19 protein-coding genes are annotated in these 24,081 nt (G+C 55.4%); 5 read left to right on the top strand and 14 right to left on the bottom strand.

All coding sequences use genetic code 11. The features are described 5' to 3' along the window. Positions 1–181 precede the first annotated feature (181 nt). Both AAIE03_RS02755 and AAIE03_RS02750 read left to right on the top strand, forming a co-directional pair. The gene (locus tag AAIE03_RS02755) at positions 182–1,201 is read left to right on the top strand and encodes an alpha/beta hydrolase (RefSeq protein WP_015699747.1); all 1,020 of its coding nucleotides are present in this window, start codon (positions 182–184) and stop codon (positions 1,199–1,201) included. Between the two features lie 496 nt (positions 1,202–1,697). Beyond that, positions 1,698–2,576: a DMT family transporter gene (locus tag AAIE03_RS02750; protein ID WP_089517131.1), complete on the top strand. Its 879-nt coding sequence runs from the start codon at positions 1,698–1,700 to the stop codon at positions 2,574–2,576. 183 nt (positions 2,577–2,759) lie between these two features. Here AAIE03_RS02750 and guaA read toward each other — a convergent pair whose 3' ends face one another. Both guaA and guaB read right to left on the bottom strand, forming a co-directional pair. Then, positions 2,760–4,340, bottom strand: coding sequence for a glutamine-hydrolyzing GMP synthase (guaA, locus tag AAIE03_RS02745; RefSeq protein WP_498562771.1), 1,581 nt, complete (start codon positions 4,338–4,340; stop codon positions 2,760–2,762). A 69-nt stretch (positions 4,341–4,409) separates the two neighbouring features. Next, positions 4,410–5,876 carry an IMP dehydrogenase gene (gene guaB, locus AAIE03_RS02740; RefSeq protein WP_013026725.1) on the bottom strand — a complete coding sequence of 489 codons (1,467 nt, stop codon included), beginning with the start codon at positions 5,874–5,876 and terminating at the stop codon, positions 4,410–4,412. A 168-nt stretch (positions 5,877–6,044) separates the two neighbouring features. Here guaB and xseA point away from each other — a divergent pair, with 168 nt between their 5' ends. From xseA to AAIE03_RS02725, 3 genes are read left to right on the top strand one after another with little or no spacing between them, the layout of a single operon-like run. Further along, positions 6,045–7,418 (top strand): exodeoxyribonuclease VII large subunit, encoded by a 1,374-nt coding sequence (gene xseA, locus AAIE03_RS02735; RefSeq protein WP_498562770.1) that lies wholly within the window; start codon positions 6,045–6,047, stop codon positions 7,416–7,418. Between the two features lie 40 nt (positions 7,419–7,458). Then, positions 7,459–8,472 (top strand): M4 family metallopeptidase, encoded by a 1,014-nt coding sequence (locus tag AAIE03_RS02730; protein WP_019106077.1) that lies wholly within the window; start codon positions 7,459–7,461, stop codon positions 8,470–8,472. Continuing rightward, a complete protein-coding gene (locus AAIE03_RS02725; protein ID WP_015699744.1) occupies positions 8,469–8,801 on the top strand; it encodes a protealysin inhibitor emfourin in 333 nt (110 codons plus the stop codon). The genes AAIE03_RS02730 and AAIE03_RS02725 overlap by 4 nt, the downstream gene beginning before the upstream one ends. Before the next feature lie 50 nt (positions 8,802–8,851). On the opposite strand, the gene AAIE03_RS02720 is transcribed toward AAIE03_RS02725, so the two are convergent. The 12 genes from AAIE03_RS02720 to pbpC form a co-directional block, all read right to left on the bottom strand. Beyond that, positions 8,852–11,293 carry a glucose/quinate/shikimate family membrane-bound PQQ-dependent dehydrogenase gene (locus AAIE03_RS02720; protein ID WP_014605276.1) on the bottom strand — a complete coding sequence of 814 codons (2,442 nt, stop codon included), beginning with the start codon at positions 11,291–11,293 and terminating at the stop codon, positions 8,852–8,854. A 326-nt stretch (positions 11,294–11,619) separates the two neighbouring features. Further along, complete coding sequence (locus AAIE03_RS02715; RefSeq protein ID WP_014605275.1) at positions 11,620–11,841, bottom strand: zinc ribbon domain-containing protein; 222 nt, start codon at positions 11,839–11,841, stop codon at positions 11,620–11,622. 71 nt (positions 11,842–11,912) lie between these two features. Further along, positions 11,913–13,397 carry a ribosome biogenesis GTPase Der gene (gene der, locus AAIE03_RS02710; RefSeq protein WP_013026730.1) on the bottom strand — a complete coding sequence of 495 codons (1,485 nt, stop codon included), beginning with the start codon at positions 13,395–13,397 and terminating at the stop codon, positions 11,913–11,915. 173 nt (positions 13,398–13,570) lie between these two features. Then, positions 13,571–14,752: an outer membrane protein assembly factor BamB gene (gene bamB, locus AAIE03_RS02705; protein ID WP_013026731.1), complete on the bottom strand. Its 1,182-nt coding sequence runs from the start codon at positions 14,750–14,752 to the stop codon at positions 13,571–13,573. A gap of 19 nt (positions 14,753–14,771) precedes the next feature. Beyond that, positions 14,772–15,389, bottom strand: coding sequence for a YfgM family protein (locus tag AAIE03_RS02700; protein ID WP_014594313.1), 618 nt, complete (start codon positions 15,387–15,389; stop codon positions 14,772–14,774). A gap of 38 nt (positions 15,390–15,427) precedes the next feature. Beyond that, complete coding sequence (hisS, locus tag AAIE03_RS02695) at positions 15,428–16,702, bottom strand: histidine--tRNA ligase (protein ID WP_013026733.1); 1,275 nt, start codon at positions 16,700–16,702, stop codon at positions 15,428–15,430. 105 nt (positions 16,703–16,807) lie between these two features. Then, positions 16,808–17,929 carry a flavodoxin-dependent (E)-4-hydroxy-3-methylbut-2-enyl-diphosphate synthase gene (ispG, locus tag AAIE03_RS02690; RefSeq protein ID WP_014594315.1) on the bottom strand — a complete coding sequence of 374 codons (1,122 nt, stop codon included), beginning with the start codon at positions 17,927–17,929 and terminating at the stop codon, positions 16,808–16,810. A 39-nt stretch (positions 17,930–17,968) separates the two neighbouring features. Next, the gene (gene rodZ, locus AAIE03_RS02685) at positions 17,969–18,979 is read right to left on the bottom strand and encodes a cytoskeleton protein RodZ (protein ID WP_014605274.1); all 1,011 of its coding nucleotides are present in this window, start codon (positions 18,977–18,979) and stop codon (positions 17,969–17,971) included. Further along, entirely contained in the window at positions 18,969–19,700 is a 732-nt protein-coding gene (pilW, locus tag AAIE03_RS02680) for a type IV pilus biogenesis/stability protein PilW (RefSeq protein WP_228225587.1), read from the bottom strand. The genes rodZ and pilW overlap by 11 nt, the downstream gene beginning before the upstream one ends. Before the next feature lie 81 nt (positions 19,701–19,781). Next, positions 19,782–20,951 (bottom strand): dual-specificity RNA methyltransferase RlmN, encoded by a 1,170-nt coding sequence (gene rlmN / locus AAIE03_RS02675; protein ID WP_013026737.1) that lies wholly within the window; start codon positions 20,949–20,951, stop codon positions 19,782–19,784. A gap of 183 nt (positions 20,952–21,134) precedes the next feature. Beyond that, the gene (gene ndk, locus AAIE03_RS02670; RefSeq protein WP_003848684.1) at positions 21,135–21,566 is read right to left on the bottom strand and encodes a nucleoside-diphosphate kinase; all 432 of its coding nucleotides are present in this window, start codon (positions 21,564–21,566) and stop codon (positions 21,135–21,137) included. A gap of 176 nt (positions 21,567–21,742) precedes the next feature. Then, the gene (gene pbpC / locus AAIE03_RS02665; RefSeq protein WP_426143717.1) at positions 21,743–24,070 is read right to left on the bottom strand and encodes a peptidoglycan glycosyltransferase PbpC; all 2,328 of its coding nucleotides are present in this window, start codon (positions 24,068–24,070) and stop codon (positions 21,743–21,745) included. Positions 24,071–24,081 lie beyond the last annotated feature (11 nt).

The following is a 24,081-nucleotide window of genomic DNA, read 5'->3' as shown; positions in this document are numbered from 1 at the left end:
AAAATGCCATCCAATACAGACGCCACGCCTCTTCCCGCGCTTTTTCGCCATCAGCATTATTCTCGCGTCAGCCATGAAATTTAAATAGCGCACTATTTAGTAGTTTACAACTTAAGAAATACCTGCCATCTTAGCCAAACTAAATAGCGCACTACTTAATCGCAAACACAAGGAAATCAAAATGAACGTGAAACTCACCGCAGGTGCTTTATTGTTAGCCAGCCAGATCACATCAGCATGGGCCAGCCCTGTGGAGAATGCGCCTGAACCTACCGTTGGCGTCGCCGCCTTTCTTAAAGCTCTCAACAGTGGCGGCGGTAAGCCCATCGAGACCTTAACGCCTAAAGAAGCACGCGCGGTACTCACCGGCGCGCAGCAAGGTGCCACACTGCCACCCGCACAGGTTTCTGAAAAAACCATCACAGCATTGGGCAAGCCGCTCAAACTGACGATTGTTAAACCCGAACACGCAACTGGCGTGCTCCCGGTATTCATGTTCTTCCACGGTGGCGGCTGGGTGCTGGGTGACTTCCCGACGCACGAACGTCTGGTGCGAGACCTTGTGAACGAATCCGGCGCTGCGGCGGTATTTGTGAATTACGAGCCATCACCAGAAGCCCATTATCCGGTCGCGATTACTCAGGCTTATGAAGCGACTAAATGGGTAGCCGAGCACGGTGCGGAAATTGGCGTTGACGGTAAGCGCCTGGCGCTGGTCGGTAACAGCGTGGGAGGCAACATGGTGGCCGCCGTCGCGCTGCAGGCCAAACAACATAAAACCCCGGCGATTCGTTACGATGTGATGCTGTGGCCCGTTACCGATGCCCATTTTGATGATGCGTCTTATCAGCAATTCGCCAACGGCTATTTCCTGACCCGAAACATGATGAAGTGGTTCTGGGATAACTACACCACGTCAGATAAAGATCGGAATAACATTCTGGCTTCTCCGCTGCGTGCCACTGAGGCGCAACTGGCCGGTTTACCGCCAACGCTGATTCAGACTGCCGAACTCGACGTGCTGCGCGATGAAGGTGAAGCCTTTGGACGTAAGCTGGATGCCGCCGGTGTACCGGTGACGGTGACCCGCTATAACGGCATGATCCACGACTTTGGTTTGCTGAATGCCTTGAGTAAAGAGCCGACGGTACGCACGGCGATTGGCCAGGCGTCAGCGGAATTGAAGGAACACCTTAAGTAAACATCGCCCGACAGCGGATTCGTATTTTTTTGTTCGTGCAGACATGCGGTAAATAAAATCAGCCGGATAGCACCGGCTGATTTTTTTCTGGCTTAAAGGCTGACAGGCATCAGGGCGTGATCACCCTTCTCCACTCCGCGCAAGTATTTATGCCTTCACCCAAAAACGGCCTTCGACCAGTGAAAGGAAAAACCCGCCGTTAAGCAGGCTTGTAGCGAGGCAGTAATGTTATCAACGTCTGCTCATTGCTCATCCCGACCACCACCAGCCACAGAACCCTGACCTTATCAAATTCCCGGTTGCTGGCACCTTGTACTGCCCCCTTCTATCTCGCTACTTCGCGTCATCAACAGTTGAAATTTCGGATAGCCGCCGCAGGAACAGCGTTAAGGATTGCCAGGAGCTTTTTACTGAATTATCGTAAACCGCTTTGGGTACCGCTGACATACAATTCTGGGCCAGGCATTCGGTATAAATGCCTGCCTAAGGGACAACTATGTCATATCGCATCCTTTGGTCAATCGCGCTTTTAGCCGTCACGGCTGTATGGGGCTGGAGCTTCGTTGCGAAGCACGACACGCTGGGCGTCATGGCCGCATCCACCCTGAACGCGTGGATGTTTACCCTGGCGGCTTTTGCGCTTCTCCCCTTTTCGATCCGTTCTTTTCGCCACCTGAAGCCACGTGACTGGGTGAGTGCGGTATTGGCGGGCATCGTGCTCTTCGCTGCATTTTCCCTGCAGACATCCGGCACAGCTTACACAACGCCCTCCAATGCCGGGTTCATCACAGGCTTGTGCACCGTTTTCACGCCGTTGTGTATCTATCTCATCGGCAGAGGACGCCCCAGTGCTAAACAGGCAGCAGGAACCGCCATTGCCGTGTTTGGGCTTGGCTTACTCAGCCTTGACGGGTTCAGGGTGCACTATGGTGACTTACTTATTCTGGGTTGTGCGGTGTGCTTCGCCGTACACATCGTCATCGTGTCGACTTTCACAACGCCTGACATTTCCCTGGCATCAACATCGATACAACTGGGCATCGTTGGCGTGCTTTCTTTGTTATGGAGCGTCGCCCGTGACCAGTTTTCTTTACCTCACTCGCTGCCGACAGCATTAACAATCCTGTCACTGGCCCTGTTCGCAACAGCCCTGGCGTACGCCATTCAGAATCGTGCTCAGGCTGTTCTGGCCCCGGAAAAGGTCGCCCTGATACTGATTTGCGAACCTGTGTTTAGTGGGATTTTTGGTTATTTTCTCGCGGGCGATCGTCTGCCGCCGGAAAGACTTGCAGGAGCGGCGCTAATCCTGGTGGGGATTGTCGTCACCGAGCTTCGCGTCGTACGTCTCCTGCCTGCCGCCTGGCGTAGATCCTAAGTTCGCTTCAGCGCCGTGCGCTGTTCAACGCGAACTCATTTTGCAGGCGAAAGTCAGTGATATCCCTCGCCGTTCCGGCGAAGCGACTATCGGCCAGACAATGCGGGAGCTAAAATGCAAAAAGCCCGCATAACGCGGGCTTCGTTTTACACTGTTTACTGTCGGTCTGAGCCGGACGCTAAATCATTCCCACTCAATCGTCGCCGGTGGCTTGCCGGAAATATCATAAACTACCCGGGAAATACCGTTAACTTCGTTGATGATGCGGTTGGACACGCGGCCCAGGAAGTCGTACGGCAGGTGCGCCCAGTGGGCGGTCATGAAGTCGATGGTTTCTACCGCGCGCAGTGAAACGACCCAGTCATACTTGCGGCCATCGCCCATGACGCCAACAGAACGTACAGGCAGGAACACGGTAAAGGCCTGGCTGACTTTGTTGTAGAGATCGGCTTTATGCAGCTCTTCAATAAAGATGGCATCCGCACGACGCAACAGGTCGCAGTACTCTTTCTTCACTTCACCCAGTACGCGCACGCCAAGGCCTGGCCCCGGGAATGGATGACGATAGAGCATATCGTAAGGCAGGCCCAGCTCCAGACCGATCTTGCGCACTTCATCTTTAAACAGCTCGCGCAGCGGCTCGACCAGGCCCATCTTCATCTCTTTCGGCAGGCCGCCGACGTTGTGGTGCGACTTGATCACGTGCGCTTTACCGGTAGCAGAGGCAGCCGATTCAATCACATCAGGGTAGATAGTACCCTGCGCCAGCCACTTCACGTCTTCCAGGCGCAGTGCCTGCTCGTCAAAGACTTCAACAAAGACGCGGCCGATGATTTTACGCTTCGCTTCCGGATCGTTTTCCCCGGCCAGGGCGTCCAGGAAACGCGCTTCGCCATCAACGTGAACGATATTCAGACCAAAATGGTCGCCAAACATGTCCAGCACCTGCTCAGCTTCGTTCAGGCGCAGCAGCCCGTTATCGACGAATACGCAGGTCAGGTTTTTACCGATGGCGCGATGCAGTAGCATGGCGGTCACTGACGAATCCACACCGCCAGATAAGCCCAGAATCACTTTGTCGTTGCCGACCTGCACGCGCAGACGCTCGACGGCATCTTCGATGATTTTTGCCGGTGTCCAGAGCGCTTCACATTCACAAATATCGGTAACAAAACGTTCCAGCATGCGCAGCCCCTGACGCGTATGCGTCACTTCCGGATGGAACTGCACGCCGTAGAAGCGTTTCTCTTCGTTCGCCATGATGGCAAATGGACAGGTTTCTGTACTGGCAACGGTAACAAAGTCAGCAGGGATAGCGGTCACTTTGTCACCGTGACTCATCCAGACATCCAGCAACGGTTTACCGGCTGCGCTGATGGCGTCTTCAATATCGCGAATCAGGGCGCTTGCCGTGTTGACTTCAACCTGCGCATAGCCAAACTCACGCTCGTTGGATCCTTCCACCTTGCCGCCCAACTGCATCGCCATGGTCTGCATGCCATAACAAACACCCAGAACCGGCACGCCAGCCGTGAACACATAGTCAGGCGCGCGCGGGCTGCCATGCTCGGTTGTGCTTTCCGGGCCGCCAGACAGAATGATGCCGCTTGGATTGAACTTCCGAATCTGCTCTTCGGTGACATCCCAGGCCCAGAGTTCACAGTACACGCCAAGCTCACGTACGCGGCGCGCAACCAGCTGCGTATATTGAGAACCAAAATCGAGAATCAGAATGCGGTGCTTATGGATATTTTCCGTCGTCATTGAGGGGTTTCCAGAACGGTGACTTAAAGTAAAGCGCCCGGCTGTTGCCGGGCGGGAAATCTTACGGGGTTATGAACCCATACGGTAGTTCGGTGACTCTTTGGTGATGGTCACGTCGTGCACGTGGCTTTCATTGATGCCCGCGCCGCTGATGCGCACGAATTCGGCTTTGGTACGCAGATCATCAATGGTCTGGCAGCCGGTCAGGCCCATGCAGGAACGCAGGCCGCCCATTTGCTGATGCACGATCTCTTTCAGGCGGCCTTTATAAGCCACGCGGCCTTCAATACCTTCTGGCACCAGCTTGTCAGCAGCGTTATCGGTCTGGAAGTAACGATCCGATGAACCTTTAGACATGGCGCCCAGCGAGCCCATTCCACGGTAGGATTTAAAAGAGCGGCCCTGATAAAGTTCGATTTCACCCGGCGATTCTTCGGTCCCTGCCAGCATCGATCCCACCATGACGCAGGATGCGCCCGCAGCAATCGCCTTCGCGATATCACCAGAGAAACGAATACCGCCGTCCGCGATAACCGGAATGCCGGTGCCTTCCAGCGCGGCCACGGCATCTGAAACGGCGGTGATCTGAGGGACACCCACACCGGTAACGATACGCGTAGTACAGATGGAGCCCGGGCCGATACCGACTTTAACCGCGCTCACGCCAGCTTCAACCAGGGCCAGCGCGCCCGCACCTGTTGCAACGTTGCCGCCGACGATTTCAAGGTCAGGATACTTAGCGCGGGTTTCACGGATACGCTGCAGTACGCCTTCTGAATGGCCATGCGACGAGTCAATCAGCAGTACGTCCACACCGGCAGCAACCAGCGCATCTACGCGCTCTTCGTTGCCCGCACCGGCGCCTACAGCCGCACCGACGCGCAGACGACCCTGCGCATCTTTACAGGCGTTAGGTTTACGTTCGGCTTTCTGGAAGTCTTTAACGGTGATCATCCCCAGCAGGTGGAAGCTGTCATCCACGACCAGCGCTTTTTCTACGCGCTTTTCATGCATTCTGTGCAGGACGACATCACGGGCTTCACCCTCTTTCACCGTCACCAGGCGCTCTTTTGGCGTCATCACGGCCGTCACAGGCTGGGTAAGATCGGTGACGAAGCGCACATCGCGACCGGTGATAATGCCCACCAGCTCGTTATCCGCATTCACGACCGGGTAACCGGCAAAACCGTTGCGTTCGGTCAGTTCTTTCACTTCCGCCAGCGTAGTGGTGGGCAACACGGTCTGCGGTTCGGTGACGACGCCGCTTTCATGCTTTTTAACCTTACGCACTTCATCTGCCTGGCGATCAATCGACATATTTTTGTGAATGAAGCCCAGACCGCCCTCTTGCGCCAGCGCAATAGCCAGACCCGCTTCGGTCACGGTATCCATTGCAGCAGAAAGCATGGGAATATTCAGACGAATGTTTTTGGTCAGCTGAGTGCTGAGATCGGCCGTATTCGGCAGGACGGTGGAGTGTGCAGGAACGAGCAGGACGTCGTCAAAAGTGAGTGCTTCTTTAGCGATTCTTAACATGGCAATACTCCACCTCGGGTGCGTGAGAATAGATAAAATATTGCCGCGGCATTATACAGGCCGTAATCGATTGCCTCCACTATTATTTGAGAAAAAGTCTTGATCCGCGCAATCAGCAATGTAGTATCGACTGATTAACCTACTGATTTGGAATTTGATCTTCGTCACATGTCGCTGCCGCCAAACGCCAATATTTTTACCGTCAGCCGTCTCAATACGACAGTGCGTCAGCTGCTGGAGAATGAGATGGGCCTGGTTTGGCTCAGCGCCGAGATCTCCAATTTCACCCAGCCTGCTTCTGGCCACTGGTACTTTACCCTGAAAGATGATGGCGCCCAGGTCCGCTGCGCCATGTTCCGTAACGGTAATCGTCGTGTGACGTTCCGTCCCCAGCACGGCCAGCAGGTCCTGGTTCGCGCAAATATCACACTCTATGAACCGCGCGGCGATTATCAGCTGATTATTGAAAGTATGCATCCCGCCGGTGAAGGCCTGCTACAGCAGCAGTTTGAGCAACTGAAAGCCAGGCTGGCGCAGGAAGGCTTGTTCCAAGCCGAACACAAGAAGCCCTTACCACAGCCGGCTAAGCAGGTTGGCGTGGTCACCTCTGCGACGGGTGCAGCCCTGCACGATGTTCTGCGCGTGCTGCATCGTCGCGATCCCTCACTGCCCGTTGTGATTTATCCCACTGCCGTTCAGGGCGTAGATGCGCCTGCCGCTATCGTGCGCGCCATTGAGCTTGCGAACCAGCGTGCCGAGTGCGACGTGCTGATCGTGGGTCGCGGCGGCGGTTCACTGGAAGATCTGTGGAGTTTTAATGACGAGCGCGTTGCGCGTGCGATTTTTGCCAGTCGCATTCCCGTGGTCAGCGCGGTTGGCCATGAAACCGACGTCACCATTGCCGATTTTGTTGCTGACCTGCGCGCGCCAACGCCTTCCGCTGCGGCAGAGATTGTCAGCCGTAATCAACTTGAACTCCTGCGCCAGCTGCAGTCACAGCAGCAGCGGCTGGAGATGGCAATGGATTATTATCTGGCGCGCCAGCAGCGGGTATTCAGTCGCCTGGATCATCGCCTGCAGCAGCAGCATCCTCAACTGCGTCTGGCCCGCCAGCAAACCGCACTGTTTCGCCTGCAGCAGCGGTTGGGCGAGGCGATGGAACAGCGGCTTCGCAATGTCACTCTCCAGCAGGACCGCCTGTCACAGCGCCTGGCGCAGCAGCAGCCACAGCAGCGCCTGTATCTGGCGCAAAAAAGCCTACAAAGCTGGCACTATCGCCTGCAACAAAGCATGGAAAAATTGCTTAACCGTGACAAAAACCGCTTCGGTCAGCTTGCGGCCCAGCTGGAAGGCGTCAGTCCGTTAGCCACGCTGGCGCGTGGATTTAGCGTCACGACCGACAACGCTGGCCAGGTGGTGAAGAAAACGCGTCAGGTGAGCACAGGCGATTTACTGCGTACCCGTCTCGATGATGGTTGGGTAGAAAGTCAGGTCACGCAGCTTATTCCCGAAAAACCGAAACGAAAGAAAAGCATTTCTTAACTATACTTCCTGGTACATCCCTCGTGCCAAGGAGTCTACAATGGCTTTCAGCGTTATCCCTCCCTATATTCTCCGTAAGATTATCGCCCACGGTTCCGGTCATCAGCAGGAGCAGGCGCGCCGTACCCTCACCCACGTTCAGCACCTGATGGCGGAGCACTGGCAAAAGACGGCTGCGCCGAAAACCAAGCAGGCCGGGAAGATTGAGCGTGAAATCTATGATGCCCAAAACAAGGAAACGTTGCCGGGAACCCTGGTGCGTAAAGAAGGCCAGTCTTCAAATGGTGACGTTGCCGCCGACGAGGCCTGGAACTATCTTGGCGTCACACACGATTTCTTCTGGCAGATATATAAACGCAATTCTCTGGACAATAACGGTTTGAAATTAGCAGGAACCGTTCACTATGGTGAAAAATATCAGAACGCTTTCTGGAACGGACAGCAGATGGTGTTCGGCGACGGCGATGGTGAGATCTTTAACCGTTTTACTATCGCTATTGATGTTGTTGCGCATGAGTTATCGCACGGTGTCACAGAAACCGAAGCCGGTTTGATCTATTTTGAACAGGCTGGCGCGCTAAATGAATCCATGTCCGATGTCTTTGGCTCCCTGGTGAAGCAGTTCAGTAAAAAACAGACTGCCGATAAGGCCGACTGGATTATTGGTGAAGGCCTGCTGGCGAAAGGCATCAATGGCAAAGGCTTGCGATCGATGTCGCACCCTGGTACCGCTTATGACGACCCAATGTTGGGTAAAGATCCGCAACCGGGCCATATGGACGACTATATTAAAACGCGAGAAGACAACGGCGGCGTGCACCTGAACTCTGGCATTCCTAACCGTGCCTTTTATCTGGCAGCACAAGCACTAGGTGGTTTTGCCTGGGAACAGGCAGGGCAAGCGTGGTATGACACCTTGTGTGATGATAATTTGCATCAGGATGCTGACTTCAAAACCTTTGCACAGTTGACCGTGCAGCACGGTGAAAAGCGCTTTGATCGTTCCGTCGGCAGTAAAATTGAACAGGCGTGGAAAGAGGTAGGCGTATTATGAGTCAACTCCCCGAACTTACCGACGACGCCACCATTGTGGTGACGCGCGAAGGTGGCTTTGCTTTTATCCCCGGCTTACGCAGCGAGCGTCGTTTTCCCTTAGGTGAACTTCCTGCGCCAGAGAAACAGCGTGTCTGCAAAGTGCTGGAGCAGGCGATGCCGCTGGGCGAGTCAGAGGATAAAGCCACTAAGGTAGGATGCGGGGATCAGCGCTATTTTCGTATCCAGATCCAGTACGCCACGCGCCGTGAGGCCGGTACGGTGGTGATCCTGATACCGGAACAGTCGGCCCCGCCGGAGCTGGTGTCGCTCTTCCGGGACGGAAAATAAGCACAAAAAAAGGGCCGCGAGCGGCCCTTTTATTTTACCCGTTATCGCTGTTACTTGCTGTCTGGCAGCGCATAAGCAATCACGTAGTCACCGCGATCCGGTGACTGACGCGCGCCCCCTGCAGAGATCAGAATGTACTGCTTGCCGGTTTTCGGCGAGACGTAGCTCATCGGGCCGCCCTGACTGCCAACGGGCAGACGCGCTTTCCACACTTCTTTACCCGTTGCGCTATCAAACGCACGCAGATAGTAATCCTGCGTACCGGCGATAAACACCAGGCCGCCCTGGGTTGCCAGCGTGCCGCCCAGCGTTGGCATGCCGATTGGCATTTTCGCGCGCATTTTGATCCCGAACGGACCGGTATCCTGCACGGTACCCACCGGAACCTGCCAGACGATTTTCTGCGTTTTCATATCGATAGCAGACAAGGTACCGAACGGGGGTGCCTGGCAAGGAATGCCCAGCGGTGACATAAAGCGGTTCTTATTCACCGCATAAGGCGTACCTTTCAGTGGAACGGCGCCCATGCCGGTATTGATCGCCTCACCGCCGTTGCTGCCACGGGAAACCTTGCTGGTATCAACCGGAATCATCTGTACCCACAATCCTAAACGCATGTCGTTAACAAACAACAGGTTGTTATTCGGATCGGTGGACATACTGCCCCAGTTCATTCCGCCCAGCGAACCCGGGAAACTCAGCGACTTATCCGTGCCCGGCACGGTAAACAGGCCGTCATAGCGCATAGATTTAAAGGCGATACGGCAGGCAAGCTGATCGAACGGCGTGGCCCCCCACATATCGGACTCTTTCAGCGTCTGATTACCAATCATCGGCATACCGGTCGAATGCGGCTGGGTTTTAGTGTACTGCTCGTTAGGGATATGTCCCTGCGGCATTGGCAGCTCTTCCACTTTGGTCAGTGGCTTGCCGGTCATCCGGTCCAGCACAAAGATCATGCCGGTTTTGCCGCCGATCACGACCGCAGGCTTGGTGCTGCCGTCTTTCATCGGGAAGTCGATCAGGCTCGGCTGCATCGGCAGATCGAAGTCCCACAGATCGTTATGCACGGTCTGATAAACCCACTTCTCTTTACCGGTTGTTGCATCGAGTGCCAGTACGGAGGCACCGTATTTATGATCGAGTGCGTTGCGGTTTGCGCCCCACAAGTCAACCGATGAGCTTCCCATCGGAATAAACACGGTGTTCATGGCCGGATCGTAGGACATCGGCGCCCATGAGTTTGGCGTACTCCGCGTATAGTCCTTGCCCGGCATCAGAATAGCATTCGGATCGGTATTGCCCGGGTCAAAGGCCCAACGCATCTGGCCGGTGATCACGTCAAAACCGCGTAACACGCCGCCAGGCATATCTGTTTTAACGTTGTCAGCCACGCGCCCGCCTACGACAACGGTGGTACCGGCAATCGTGGGTGCAGAGGTGAGCTGATAAAGCGGATCGGGCGCATCGCCCAGGCCCTTTTTGAGATCCACGATGCCGTGGTCACCAAAGTCCTCACAGAACTCGCCGTTATCAGCATTAATGGCAATCAGGCGCGCATCGATGGTATTCATCAGAATACGGCGCTGGCAGCTGTCTCCGGCCGCCAGCGTAACGCCAGGAACCGGCGTAGAACCCGGTTGGGTCGGCTGGGTAAGCGGTTTCGTCGCATCAAAATAGGCCAGACCACGGCAGCGCGGCCAGACTTCTGCCTGAGCATTAATCTCACGCTTCCAAATCTGCTTACCGCTGTCGGCTTCCACCGCGATCACGTTGTTGTGCGGGGTGCAAAGATAAACGGTATTTCCCACCTGCAGCGGCGTTTGCTGATCTTCAGCGCCATTGCCGGTTGGGCTTTCAGGGATATCGCCGGTGTGATAAGTCCAGGCGACCTGCAGATCTTTCACGTTATCGCGAGTAATCTGGTCCAGCGCAACAAAGCGGCTTCCCCCTGCGGTATTCCCGTAGTGATCCCAGTTTTGCTGTTGCTTTGACTTATCTACCGGAATCAGCGGCAGTTCCTGACCGGTTGAGGCAACGGTAGGATGGGGCTGAAACATCTGAACTAAGGTAGCGACCATGCCTACGGCAATCACGGCAGAAAAGGCATACGACACTTTTGCCAGCGAAGGCTTGTTTTCGCGCTTGCGCAGCGCAGGCCAGGTGATGAACGCCAGAATCATCAGACCTGCAGGCACCATCAGGCGGGAAACCAGAGGCCAGAATTGCAGTCCGGCGTCAATGACGGCCCAGATTAACGTTCCTACAAACACCAGCAGGAACAGGACAACCGCGGAGGATTTCGCACGGAAAAACTGAATGGCTGACAGCACCGTAACGATGCCTGCAACCAGAAAATACCAACTGCCGCCAAGCGTCGCGAGTTGTCCCCCGCCAACCGCAAAGAACAGGCCGGTTGCCAGTAGCACCAGCCCGAGCAGCACGGACCATATTCTCAACCCTTTACCGGATCGAGATGATGTTTCAGCCATAACACTTACTCTCCTGATAAACAAAACCGCTCCAGCCCTGTGCGCGACCCGGCTCATCGCCGGTCACGTTGCAGGTAAAAGAAGCAGCGTTGTTTTATTCCAATTAAAGCGGACCCGCGTTCATGAAATGAATGATGTTTTCCCGAGACAGCCTGCACTGGGGCAACCCCGTCATGACGCGGCAAAATTGTACCACCTGGTACGTTATCCCGTGAAGGTTTAAACGGGTTTGTTACGAAGCAATAGCATTTTCGCTACAAATTTTTACGCCGTTACGGTTCGCAGCGTTGGGATCTTCATGTGTTGCAGGTTGAAGTGGCCAGGCGTCAGACAGGAAAAATCCTGTAAGTGAGACGACGTCTGGAAATTAAGCCGTGACTATGATGACAAAAATAGTCGGTCGCGCCGCAACTTTTGAGTTGCTCAAGGGGCTGATGGCAGTCGGGGCAGACAGGCTGGTAGCGATAACGAACACCGCACCCGGTGCAGATAAGATCGATCTCGTCAGGGGCCAGGGGTTGATAACATTTTTCACACGTTGCGCGCATATTTTCACCCGACTATGCAAATAAACGCAATCTTAGGGCAAAAAAAAGAGGGCCACCTGGCCCTCGATCAATTAACGCTTATTCTTCTTCATATGCGCCATCAGACGCTTACGCTTGCGCTGTTGCGTCGGCGTCAGCAGATTGCGTTTGCCTTCGTAAGGGTTTTCACCCTCTTTAAACTGAATGCGGATGGGCGTTCCCATCACGTTAAGTGAACGGCGGAAATAGTTCATCAAATAACGTTTGTAGGAATCCGGCAGGTCTTTAACCTGATTACCGTGGATCACCACAATCGGTGGGTTGTAACCGCCCGCATGGGCATATTTCAGTTTAACGCGACGACCGCGAACCAGCGGTGGCTGATGGTCTTCCGCCGCCATATTCATGATGCGCGTCAGGAGGGAGGTATTGACACGTTTTGTAGAGCAGTCGTAGGCTTCCGTAACGGACTCAAACAGGTTGCCTACGCCGCTGCCGTGCAACGCAGAAATAAAGTGCACGCGTGCGAAATCGATAAAGCCCAGGCGGAAATCCAGCGTCTCTTTGACTTCGTCACGCACTTCCTGCGACAGGCCGTCCCATTTATTCACGACGATAACCAGGGAGCGTCCACTGTTGAGAATAAAGCCCAGCAGCGACAGATCCTGATCGGAAATGCCGGCGCGGGCGTCAATCACCAGCATGACGACGTTGGCATCTTCGATCGCCTGCAACGTTTTAATGACTGAGAATTTCTCTACCGTATCCGTAATTTTACCGCGCTTACGTACGCCCGCCGTATCGATCAGCACATACTCGCGACCGTCACGTTCCATCGGAATGTAGATACTGTCACGGGTGGTGCCCGGCATGTCGTAAACGACCACGCGATCTTCACCGAGGATGCGGTTAGTCAACGTAGACTTACCTACGTTAGGACGGCCAACAATCGCCAGCTTAATCGGTAAGGTTGTGGGATCGAAATCGTCTTCTTCTTCCTCTTCCTCACCGTTTTCTTCTGCCGCTAAGGCTGCCCAGTAAGCTTCGTTTTCATCTTCTTCGGTGACCTCAACCGGATCGACCTTTTCCATCCACGGCAGCAGCGCCGTTTCCAGCAGGCTGGTTACGCCACGACCGTGCGAGGCCGCGATAGCGTGAATTTCACCCAGGCCCAGAGAATAGAAATCCACCACCGCCTGATCCGGATCCAGTCCGTCGGTTTTATTCGCCACCAGAAACGTTGCTTTTTGACGAGAGCGGAGATGCTTTGCAATTTGCTGATCGGCGGCCATCATGCCTGCGCGAGCGTCGACCATAAACAGCACAACATCGGCTTCTTCGATCGCCAGCAGCGACTGCTCCGCCATGCGCGTTTCAACACCGTCTTCGGTGCCATCAATACCGCCGGTATCGATAACAATAAATTCGCGCCCTTCCACTTCGGCGCGACCATATTTGCGATCGCGAGTCAGTCCAGGAAAATCCGCTACCAGCGCATCTCGTGTGCGGGTTAAACGGTTAAATAGCGTAGATTTTCCCACATTGGGACGCCCAACCAGCGCGACCACAGGTACCATAACAATGCCTCAATAATGTATTAAATCGCCCGAATGGCGTGATTATAACGGCTTTAGCCGCTCAGTTCAGGCTTAAGGCGCTAAGGATACCATGCCTGACTAAAAACGAAACGGCCCCTGATGAAATCAGGAGCCGTTGTGCCAGGGAACCACCCTGCCTGACAACTTACCCGTTAGCGAGTAATGGCGTAAACTTCACCGTCTTTCGACTGAATCAGCAGTTTGTCGCTGGCGACGACTGGCTCAGTCTGGAAGCCTGAGCTGTCCAGCTTTTGCTGGGCAACAAAACGACCATCGGTGGTGTTCATCCAGTGCAGGTAACCTTCGCTGTCGCCGACCACAAGGTAGCCGTTATAGAGAACCGGTGAAGTCAGATTACGATGCAGCAGCTCGCTTTGACGCCAGATAGCGACACCGCCATCCGCATTCAGCGCAATCACACGATCGTCCTGATCGACCAGGTAGATGCGACCCGCATCGACAATCAGATCTTTAACGCCGCCGATTTCACGTTTCCATAAAATCTGACCTGAGCGTAAATCCAGTGCGGTCAGGTTGCCATTGTAAGCCAGCGCATAGACCACGCCGTTGACAATGACCGGCGTGGTATCCACATCGCTCAGGCGATCAATTTCCGTTGCGCCGCTGGGCTGTGAAATACGCTGCTGCCAAATCAACTGGCCCTGGTTCAGGATAACGGCACTGACACGGCCGTTATCGCCGCCCACAATGGCGCCACCAAAGGCCACAGACGGCGCAGATTCTCCGCGCAGTGACAGCGCAGGCATATCCAGGTTGACGGTCCACTTCACCGCTCCCGTGGCCTGATCCAGGCCCTGCAACATGCCGTTACTGGTATGAATCAATACCAGACCATCGCTGACCACAGGACGCGACAGGGCTTCACCCGCCGCTTTCGCCTGCCAGGCAATGGCACCATCGCTGGTGTTCAGTGCATAGACCTGCCCGCGTTCGCTGCCAATATAGAGGCGATCGCCGCTCACGGTGATGCCGCCGGACAGCATGGCAGAACGGTTTTTCGAGAAGAAGCCGGTCTTCTCAGAGAGATCGACTTTCCATTTTTCTTTACCATCGGCCGCGTCGAGCGCTTTTACGATACCAAAGCGGTCAGCAGCATAAACGGTGCCGTCTTGCCAGGTGGGGTGCAGGTTGGAGTAAAAATCACCGATACCATCACCCACGCCGGTGCTCCATACCGTTTGAGGCGTAAATTGGTTTTCCACCTTCGGCAATGGGGCCATTTTCACTACATCTTCTTCGCCGCTGAATAGCGAGCAACCGCTGAGCAAGGTGACTGAGATCAGCCCCGGCAGCAGGTATTTACGTAATTCCATGCGCTCTCTCTTGACTGGCTTAGCTTAAGTTATTCATCTTCATCTGCATCATTTGCTTCAGTGCAGGAGACGCGTCAGATTCTACGCCTTTGCTCCATGCATCGCGCGCGCCCTGCTTATCGCCCTTGCTGAGCAGCGCTTCGCCGCGGATATCAGCGACAATGGCTGTCCAGCCATCACCCTTCACACTGTCAAGGGTTTTAAGTGCCGCATCAGCCTGATTCTGTTGCAGTTGAATGCGTGCCAGGCGCAGGTTGATAACCGCCTGCAGGTTGGCATCTTTAGTATCTTTCAATCCGTTTTGCAGCAAGGTAGCGGCTTTGTCCAGCTGATTGCTGTCGACATACTGCTTAGCCAGATCCAGGGCCGCCAGGGCACCGTAAGTATTGCTGTTTTCGCTGGCGAACGTGTTGACGGCTTCCAGGGTTTCTGGCTTACCGGCCTGCATCGCACGGGTGACTTTTTGGTATTCTGCCGATACGGTTTTCGCGGAATCCTGCTGATGGCTGGACCAGTAGCGCCAGCCGCCCAGTGCAGCAATCCCGATAACCACGCCTACGGCTAAGGCTTTACCGTTGTTGGCGAAAAAGCGACGCAGCGCATCAACCTGTTCGTTCTCATTGCTATAAACTTCCACGCAATCCTTCTCCTTTCAATGGTTGTGCTTTGACACGCTTACTGCAACAGCGTGCGCAGTGCAGCAGCCGCGTCCGCCTGCGCCAGCGTTTGCTGTTCGCCATTGCGCAGGTCTTTAATCACGACCTGACCGGCCTTCTGTTCATCTTCGCCCAGCACCAGGGCAACGCGGGCGCCCCATTTATCCGCACGGGCGAACTGCTTCTTGAAGTTACCGCCGCCAAAGTTGGTCATCAGTTTCATTTCAGGCAGGTGATCGCGCAGTTTTTCTGCCAGCTGCATCGCCGCTGACTGAACGCCCTGACCTGAAGCGATAACATAGACATCGACATTGCGCGCGGGTTCAAATTCCGGATTCACCGCCTGCACTAACAACACCAGGCGTTCCATTCCCATTGCGAAACCGACACCCGGTGTGGCACGGCCACCCAACTGTTCTACCAGCCCATCATAACGACCGCCACCGCAAACGGTCCCCTGGGAGCCCAGGCTGTCGGTAACCCATTCAATCACCGTGCGGTTGTAATAATCCAGCCCACGCACCAGCCGCTGATTCACCGTGTAAGCAATACCCGCGTCGTCTAACAGCGCGCGCAGCCCGTCAAAATGCTCGCGTGACTCCACATCCAGATAATCGCCCAACTGAGGCGCATCGTTCAGCAGCGTCTGAATATCAGGATTTTTACTGTCGAGCACGCGCATCGGGTTACTGTACATACGGCGCTTACAGTCTTCATCCAGCGCCTCTTTATGCTGTTCCAGAAACGCCACCAGCGCATCGCGATAGTTGGCACGGGCTTCAGGCGAACCAATGGAGTTCAGTTCCAGACGAACATGGTCGGCGATGCCCAACGCTTTCCACCAGCGTGCGTTCAGCATGATCAATTCGGCATCGATATCCGGCCCCTGCAGACCAAAGACTTCAACGCCTATCTGATGAAACTGGCGGTAACGCCCTTTCTGAGGACGCTCGTAGCGGAACATTGGCCCCATGTACCACAGGCGCTGTTCCTGGTTATAAAGCAGACCGTGTTCGATACCTGCGCGCACGCAGCCCGCCGTGCCTTCCGGACGAAGCGTCAGGCTTTCGCCATTGCGATCGTCAAAGGTATACATCTCTTTTTCAACCACATCGGTGACTTCACCAATTGCGCGTTTGAAAAGAGGAGTCTGCTCTACGATGGGTAAGCGAATTTCGCTGTAACCATAACTCGCCAGCACTGACTTCAGTACATCTTCAACCCGTTGCCAGATGGCCGTATCCGCAGGCAGGAAATCGTTCATCCCGCGAATCGCTTGAATATTCTTCGCCACGTTAAAATCTCTTAATGCAAAAAAACCTGTCCGGCATCATACCTCATGAGGATGAAACCGCACAGGTTCAGCTAAAAAAGTCATGCACGCCGTACACGCAACGGATTATTTTTCCAGTTGCTGCACGTCAATACGACGGGTTTCATCCAGCATGGCCGCTTTGGCACGAATGCGCGCTTCCAGTTGATCGATCATATCGTCATTGTCCAGACGTTCGCGCTGGCGCACGCCATCTTCATAGAAGCCGCTTTTCTTATTACTGCCGGTCACGCCAAGCGTAGAAACGGTGGCTTCGCCAGGCCCATTCACCACGCAACCGATGATGGAGACGTCCATCGGCGTGATAATGTCTTCCAGTCGCTGCTCCAGCGCGTTTACCGTGCCAATGACGTCAAACTCCTGACGTGAACAGGTCGGACAGGCGATGAAGTTGATCCCGCGAGAGCGGATGCGCAGCGACTTCAGGATATCAAAGCCAACCTTTACCTCTTCAACCGGATCGGCTGCCAGAGAAATACGCAGCGTGTCGCCAATGCCTTCGGCCAGTAACAGCCCCAGACCAATCGCCGATTTCACCGCACCGGCACGTGCACCGCCCGCTTCGGTAATACCAAGATGCAGCGGCTGCTCGATCTGCTTTGCCAACAAACGGTAGGATTCAACCGCCAGAAACACATCAGAGGCTTTCACGCTGACTTTAAACTGATCGAAGTTAAGACGATCCAGATGATCGACATGGCGCATCGCCGATTCCAGCAGGGCCTGCGGTGTAGGCTCACCGTATTTTTCCTGCAGATCTTTTTCCAGCGATCCGGCGTTAACACCGATACGAATGGGGATATTGTTATCGCGGGCGCAGTCAACCACCGCACGAATACGCTCGTTATTACCGATATTACCCGGATTGATACGCAGGCAGTCCACTCCATACTCCGCGACTTTTAGCGCGATACGGTAGTCAAAGTGGATATCAGCCACCAGGGGGACGTTCACCTGCTGCTTAATCAGCTTAAACGCTTCGGCGGCATCCATGGTGGGCACCGAGACGCGGACGATATCGACGCCTACGCGCTCAAGGGCTTTGATCTGATTGACCGTCGCGGCTACGTCAGTCGTGCGGGTGTTGGTCATCGACTGAACGGCGATTGGCGCACCGTCGCCAATGGGCACCTGGCCGACGTAAATACGTTTAGACTTACGACGGATAATGGGTGCTTGGTTATGCATATTTCTTCTCCACAATTGCCCGGTACACGCGATACGCTGTTATTGCGCACCCAACGTCAGGCGAGCAACCTGGTTATTACGGATAAAGCGACTTAAATCAACGGGTTTATTCTGATATTGCACCTGAACCACGGATGGCGCGCCAATTTTCAGACGATAGGGAGCCGTGCCAGACAGGCTCAGCTTGCCACCGCTGCGCTGGATACCGCTAAACAGTTTCTTACCCGTTGCATCGCTGACTTCCAGCCAGCAGTCGCCGGTAAAGGTCATCACCACGGCATTCGGATCCGCCGCCGGTTCGCTAACCGCCGCCGCGCCCACTGGCATCTGCTGCGCCGTATTGGTGCTGGCCGGTGCGGGGCTGGTCGAAGTCGGTGCCTGAGAAGGCGAAACAACGGCGTTATTCTCTTCCTGCTGGGCAGCCGCGGCAGTGCTGTTACTGCTGTTACTGTTTTCAGCAGGCGCCGTGCCGGTGGATTCATCGGCGTTCGCCGGTGTGCTGGCGGCATTATTGCTCAACGGCACGCTGGTGCTGTTATCGGTTGATGCGCCGTTCGTCTGTCCCAGGGGGATAGACTGGCTGCTGTCGCTGTTACTGCCGTTTTGATCGGCCATCGACACCAGCTCATCCTGTGAGGCTTTATGGTTCTGCCACCACCAGGCGCCTGTCAGGCCGATCACGACAAAGACCACCAGCCAGGTAAAAATCATCAGCCAGCCGTCGCGTTTCTTACGCCGTTTGCCCAAGGAGAAGCTTTGCATCGGCTCAATTTTTGCGGCACGAACCGGCGTCTGCTTTTCCATCATCGGCAGCAGTTCCTCTTCAGGAATGTGCACCAGACGCGCATAAGAACGGATGTAACCGCGCAGGAAGGTAGAGGCTAAATCCGCAGGTGATTTGTCTTCTTCAATATCACGTACGGTAGTAAGTTTCAGGCACAGGCGTTCAGCAACATGTTGCTGCGTGAGTCCCATTTGTTCACGGGCCAGACGCAGGCGTGTACCTGTGGAATGAACTGCAGAATTTTCTTGAGTGGCTTCAGTATTCATTAGCTAAATAACGCTGGTACTGTATCGATTGCGGAAAACGTCGCGCTAACTGGTCGCCATAACGTGAAACGTCTGCGGCATTTCCCTGTTGCGCGGCGAAACGTATGTGTAACGCCAGGCTGCGTGCCGTCTCCGGCAGCGGCTGGTAAAGCTCTAATAATAGCGCTACGTTAGCCCACTGGTCATTTTCGACCGCGCTTTCAGCTTCGGCTAGTAGCGACGCTCCTTTACTCTGGTCCGCATCGAGCGCATACGACAAAGCAGCACGCGCTGCTTCTCTGTTTCCTGCCCGCAGATAACAATACCCCGACAGTTCATACGCATCGATACGGGCGTCTCCTTCCTGCGCACCCTTCGCCCGGATAAACTGTTGATGCGCTTCATCATACTGCCCTAAAGCGCAAAGAAACGCACCGTAATTGTTAGGGATGTAACCATTATGTGGCGCAATTCGCTGCGCGTGCTGAAAATGATAATGCGCTGCGGCAGTGTGCCCCTGCCGCTGAGCCAGCCGGGCCAATGCCAGGGGTACGCGGTAATCCTGGGGAGCGGCCGCCTGCGCCCGTAAGAGATTACGGCGCGCAGCAGAATAATCCTCTACCGCGAGGTAGTGCATACCCAGTTGCAAACGAAGCTCCGCTGCCCCCGGTTGGGTCGGCGAACGGACACAACCGCTTACAACAAAAACGGCCAGTAATGCCGTGCACATCCCTTTGCCCATCGCCTTTCCATCCTGTTATCGCTGTGGCTGGCAGCAGCCTGCCACGCAGAGACGGAATGGAAAACCCTGTCAGTCAGCCTTTCAGAGCGCCTTCACAGATATGGCTTCGCCCGCCATTTTCTTACGCAGGGTGCGTTTCGTACGGTCAATCACTTCCCCGGCCAACTGGCCGCAAGCGGCATCAATATCATCACCACGGGTTTTGCGCACGATAGTGGTAAAGCCGTAATCCATTAACACCTTGGAGAAGCGGTCAATGCGGCTGTTCGAGCTGCGACCATAAGGTGCCCCGGGGAAGGGGTTCCATGGAATAAGGTTGATCTTACACGGCGTTTCTTTCAGCAATGCCGCCAGTTCATGCGCGTCATCGGTGCTGTCGTTGACATGATCCAGCAACACGTATTCGATCGTGACGCGTCCCTGGTTCGCATTGGACTTACCAATATAGCGTTTAACCGCCGCCAGGAAGGTTTCAATATTGTATTTCTTGTTAATGGGTACGATGTCGTCACGCAGTTTGTCGTTTGGCGCATGCAGCGAAATCGCCAACGCAACGTCGATCATGTCGCCCAGCTTGTCCAGGGCAGGCACAACGCCCGAGGTCGACAGGGTGACACGGCGTTTCGACAAACCAAAACCGAAGTCATCCAGCATGATTTCCATGGCCGGAACCACATTATTCAGGTTGAGCAACGGCTCACCCATGCCCATCATCACCACGTTGGTGATAGGACGCTGACCGGTCACTTTGGCCGCACCGACGATTTTTGCGGCACGCCAGACCTGACCAATAATTTCTGATACGCGCAGATTGCGGTTAAAGCCCTGCTGCGCCGTCGAGCAGAATTTACATTCCAGCGCGCAACCCACCTGAGAGGAGACACATAAGGTGGCGCGATCCCCTTCCGGGATATACACCGTTTCAACCAGCTGATCGCCGACGCGAATAGCCCATTTAATGGTGCCATCCGTTGAGCGCATCTCTTCAGCCACTTCCGGGGCGCGAATTTCGGTGAGTTCCATTAACCGGTTACGCAGCTTCTTGTTAATGTCGGTCATCTGCTCGAAATCATCGCAGCAGTAGTGGTAAATCCACTTCATCACCTGATCGGCACGGAAGGGTTTTTCACCGAGCGAGACAAAAAACTCACGCATTTGCTGACGGTTGAGATCCAGCAGGTTGATTTTTTGGCTTTTGGGTGAGACGGAAATAGGCGAGGTGGACGCGGACGTCACAATCTGTTCGGACATAATATTCTCTGGCCTCGTTGTTACACGTTATGGCGCTGTTGGGAAAAGAAAAAAATTGCGCCTTCACTAAGCTGGCTCAATGAAGGCGCAATATTGTACAACATCTGCTGCCTGATAACAGGCTAGAGTTGCCCGTGTTCAGCAGATTTTTGTAAAGCCCTGTACGCGTCAGTCGTTAAGCAATTAACGGGTGCGCGGGCAGATTTCGTTTTCGCCGAAGAAATAGGCAATTTCACGGGCGGCTGATTCGGCAGAATCTGAACCGTGGGTTGCGTTCTCGGTGAAGCTGTCAGCGTAGTCTGCACGCAGTGTGCCAGCCAGCGCGTTAGCAGGGTTAGTTGCACCCATCAGGTCACGGTGACGCTGAACGGCATTTTCACCTTCCAGTACAGAAACCACAACCGGACCAGACGTCATGAATTCAACCAGACCGTCGAAGAACGGCTTGCCCTGGTGCTCTGCGTAAAAACCTTCAGCCTGCTCTTTGCTCAGCTGCAGCATTTTTGCGCCAACGATTTTGAAGCCTGCGCTTTCAAAACGGTTGTAGATGGCACCGATCACGTTTTTAGCGACGGCGTTTGGCTTGATGATAGAAAAAGTACGTTCGATTGCCATGATGACCTCTGTCTTGACGTTCTGAAGAAACCGAGGGCGCGCGCCCCGGCTAAGAAACGGCGCCGATTATAGGGGTTGAGTGTGACGTTGCCTATCACCGAACCCATAATTTATTGAAAAATCTTGATCTGAGTCGGGGCTAATACTTTTCAACTCTGATTTAGCGCAAAAAACACTCACCCACGGGTAAAAACGACAGAGGCCAGCTGACCGGCCTCATCCATGACCACCAGCTGATAGTCCCCTGCCCGATCAAGAGGTAGCGACAGGGTGCCGTTCTGACTTTGCGTTTCGAGCGGCTCGCCGTTTAAAAACCACCAGCGCTGAACGCCCTGACCGCCCTGCACCGCAACCGGTATCACCAGCGTAGTATTGCCCGGCAGCGGCTGAACGCGCTGCCCGTCAATAACGCCAGTCACAATCAGCGGCGCGCTACTGCCCTGCTGCAAGGGCGGACACCGGGGATCAACCGCCGGTAAGCGCTGCGCCCGACGCTCCTGCGGCGGCAGCCAGGCTTCCAGCGGCAAAGGCCACGCCAGACGTTCATGGCTGATGGCATGCGGGCAATCCGCCGCAACCCGTAAGCCCTGTTCGTTCTGCCAGTAACGCAGGTGCAATCCGCTCAGGCTTTCCTGCCCCGGCGCCAGCAAGGTCGGCGGCAGCGTGTCGTTCAGCACCCAACTCTGCCGCCGTTGTCGGCAGTTTTCGTCTCCCTCGGGCAGCGGCTGCCCGCCAGGCCAGCAGATGCCTGCCACGCTGACCGACGCCGGTCGCGGATCGGTGGGGACTGCCCGCCCGGCCAGGCGGTTCATCAGTACGTTGTTAACCTGATTCATGACGGGAACCGCAGACGCGAAACCAAACTGCCCCGCAACCGGCGTTGCATCGGGTCGTCCGACCCAAACGCCAATCAGATAACGCGGATTGATTCCCACGGCCCAGGCGTCACGGTAGCCGTAGCTGGTGCCGGTCTTCCATGCCAGCGGTACCACCGCAGGCGCGCTGCCATTACCCGCAGGCTGAGCCTCACCGCCCAGAATACGGCGGATAATCCAGGCCGCACCGGGCGAAAGCAGTGGGCGTTCCTGTAAGGGCTGGTCTGCCATCCAGCGCAGCTGACCGGCGTTGCCATGTCGGGCAAAGGCGCTATAGGCCGCCACGATATCATCCATGCGCGCTCCGGTGCCGCCGAGAATCAACGACAGGTTAGGCTCTGCACCCGGTGGGAAACGTAGATTTAGCCCCACATTGCGCAGGCGTGCGGCCACATTTTTCGGCCCCAGCGCCTCAAGCAGCTGCACGGCGGGAAGATTGAGTGAACGCACCAGCGCCTCGCTGGCGCTGACCGGGCCATGAAAACCGGTATCGAAGTTACCCGGACGGTAATCGCCAAAACGACGTGGAACATCCTGCAGTAAAGACTCGGCATGGATGAGCCCCTCGTCCAGCGCCATGCCATAGACAAAGGGTTTCAGGACCGATCCCGGCGAACGAACGCTGGCAATCATATCCACATGACCAAAACGGCTGTCGTCGCCGAAATCGGCGGAACCGACGTAGCCCCGCACCGCCATAGTGGTGTGATCCACCACCAGTATCGCCAGTGAGGTGCGCGGAGGAAGCTGGTTTTTCACATTCAGCGCCATGCTTTCCAGCTCGCGCTGCAGCGACGGATCCAGCGTAGAGACGATTTTATCGTGCGTAGTCATCGATAACAGTCGCCGCGCCAGTAACGGCGCCATCTGCGGCATCTGGCGCGGCGGGAGCCAGACCGGTTCCTGGCGGATTTCAGCGACCCGTCGGGGCGACCAGACATGATACTGCGCCAGCCGATCCAGCACCTTATTACGTGCCGCTTCAGCCCGCTCTGGCCAGCGATCGGGCCGCAAACGACTGGGTGCCTGTGGCAATACGGCCATTAGCGCCGCCTCGCCCCTTGTCATCTGTGACGGCGCTTTACCCAGCCAGCTCCAGCTTGCCGCTCCAATCCCTTCCAGCGTGCCGCCAAAGGGCGCACGATTAAGATAAAGCGTTAAGATATCGTATTTAGAGAGATGCCACTCCAGTTGCAGAGCGCGCCAAGCCTGAATCAGCTTGCCCCGCAGCGTTCGCGGCTGTGGGTCGATGATTCTGGCCACCTGCATGGTTAAAGTGCTGCCACCCGAAATGACGCTGCCATGACGCAGGTCCTGCCAGGCCGCGCGAAGCAGGGCGAGCGGATTAATCCCGGGATGGTACCAGAACCAGCGATCTTCATAGGTCAGCAACGCCTGTATGTACGTCGGCGACACGTCAGCGGGAGTGACCGGATAGCGCCAGATGCCCTGGTCGTCAGCGAAGCGCCACAGGGGTGTGCCGTCCTCGGCGACCACCACACGTGCGGGCTGAACCTCTTTAAGGGGCAAGGGGAATAACCGATCCAGAATCAGCGGGACAAGCAGCAAGGCCAGAATAAAAAGCGGCAGGGCTACCCACCGCTTTTTGATGTGCCTGTTTTTGATCACAACCCGGCCCG

Source organism: Pantoea sp. Ae19-2 (assembly GCF_059801205.1).
This window is presented reverse-complemented; position numbering and strand designations above follow the sequence as displayed.

Bases quoted from the DNA above. Each gene is read 5' to 3' on its own strand.
- AAIE03_RS02755 (WP_015699747.1), top strand. From the start codon at position 182: ATGAACGTGAAACTCACCGCAGGTGCTTTATTGTTAGCCAGCCAGATC.
- AAIE03_RS02750 (WP_089517131.1), top strand. From the start codon at position 1,698: ATGTCATATCGCATCCTTTGGTCAATCGCGCTTTTAGCCGTCACGGCT.
- guaA (WP_498562771.1), bottom strand. From the start codon at position 4,340: ATGACGACGGAAAATATCCATAAGCACCGCATTCTGATTCTCGATTTT.
- guaB (WP_013026725.1), bottom strand. From the start codon at position 5,876: ATGTTAAGAATCGCTAAAGAAGCACTCACTTTTGACGACGTCCTGCTC.
- xseA (WP_498562770.1), top strand. From the start codon at position 6,045: ATGTCGCTGCCGCCAAACGCCAATATTTTTACCGTCAGCCGTCTCAAT.
- AAIE03_RS02730 (WP_019106077.1), top strand. From the start codon at position 7,459: ATGGCTTTCAGCGTTATCCCTCCCTATATTCTCCGTAAGATTATCGCC.
- AAIE03_RS02725 (WP_015699744.1), top strand. From the start codon at position 8,469: ATGAGTCAACTCCCCGAACTTACCGACGACGCCACCATTGTGGTGACG.
- AAIE03_RS02720 (WP_014605276.1), bottom strand. From the start codon at position 11,293: ATGGCTGAAACATCATCTCGATCCGGTAAAGGGTTGAGAATATGGTCC.
- AAIE03_RS02715 (WP_014605275.1), bottom strand. From the start codon at position 11,841: ATGCGCGCAACGTGTGAAAAATGTTATCAACCCCTGGCCCCTGACGAG.
- der (WP_013026730.1), bottom strand. From the start codon at position 13,397: ATGGTACCTGTGGTCGCGCTGGTTGGGCGTCCCAATGTGGGAAAATCT.
- bamB (WP_013026731.1), bottom strand. From the start codon at position 14,752: ATGGAATTACGTAAATACCTGCTGCCGGGGCTGATCTCAGTCACCTTG.
- ispG (WP_014594315.1), bottom strand. From the start codon at position 17,929: ATGCATAACCAAGCACCCATTATCCGTCGTAAGTCTAAACGTATTTAC.
- rodZ (WP_014605274.1), bottom strand. From the start codon at position 18,979: ATGAATACTGAAGCCACTCAAGAAAATTCTGCAGTTCATTCCACAGGT.
- pilW (WP_228225587.1), bottom strand. From the start codon at position 19,700: ATGGGCAAAGGGATGTGCACGGCATTACTGGCCGTTTTTGTTGTAAGC.
- rlmN (WP_013026737.1), bottom strand. From the start codon at position 20,951: ATGTCCGAACAGATTGTGACGTCCGCGTCCACCTCGCCTATTTCCGTC.
- ndk (WP_003848684.1), bottom strand. From the start codon at position 21,566: ATGGCAATCGAACGTACTTTTTCTATCATCAAGCCAAACGCCGTCGCT.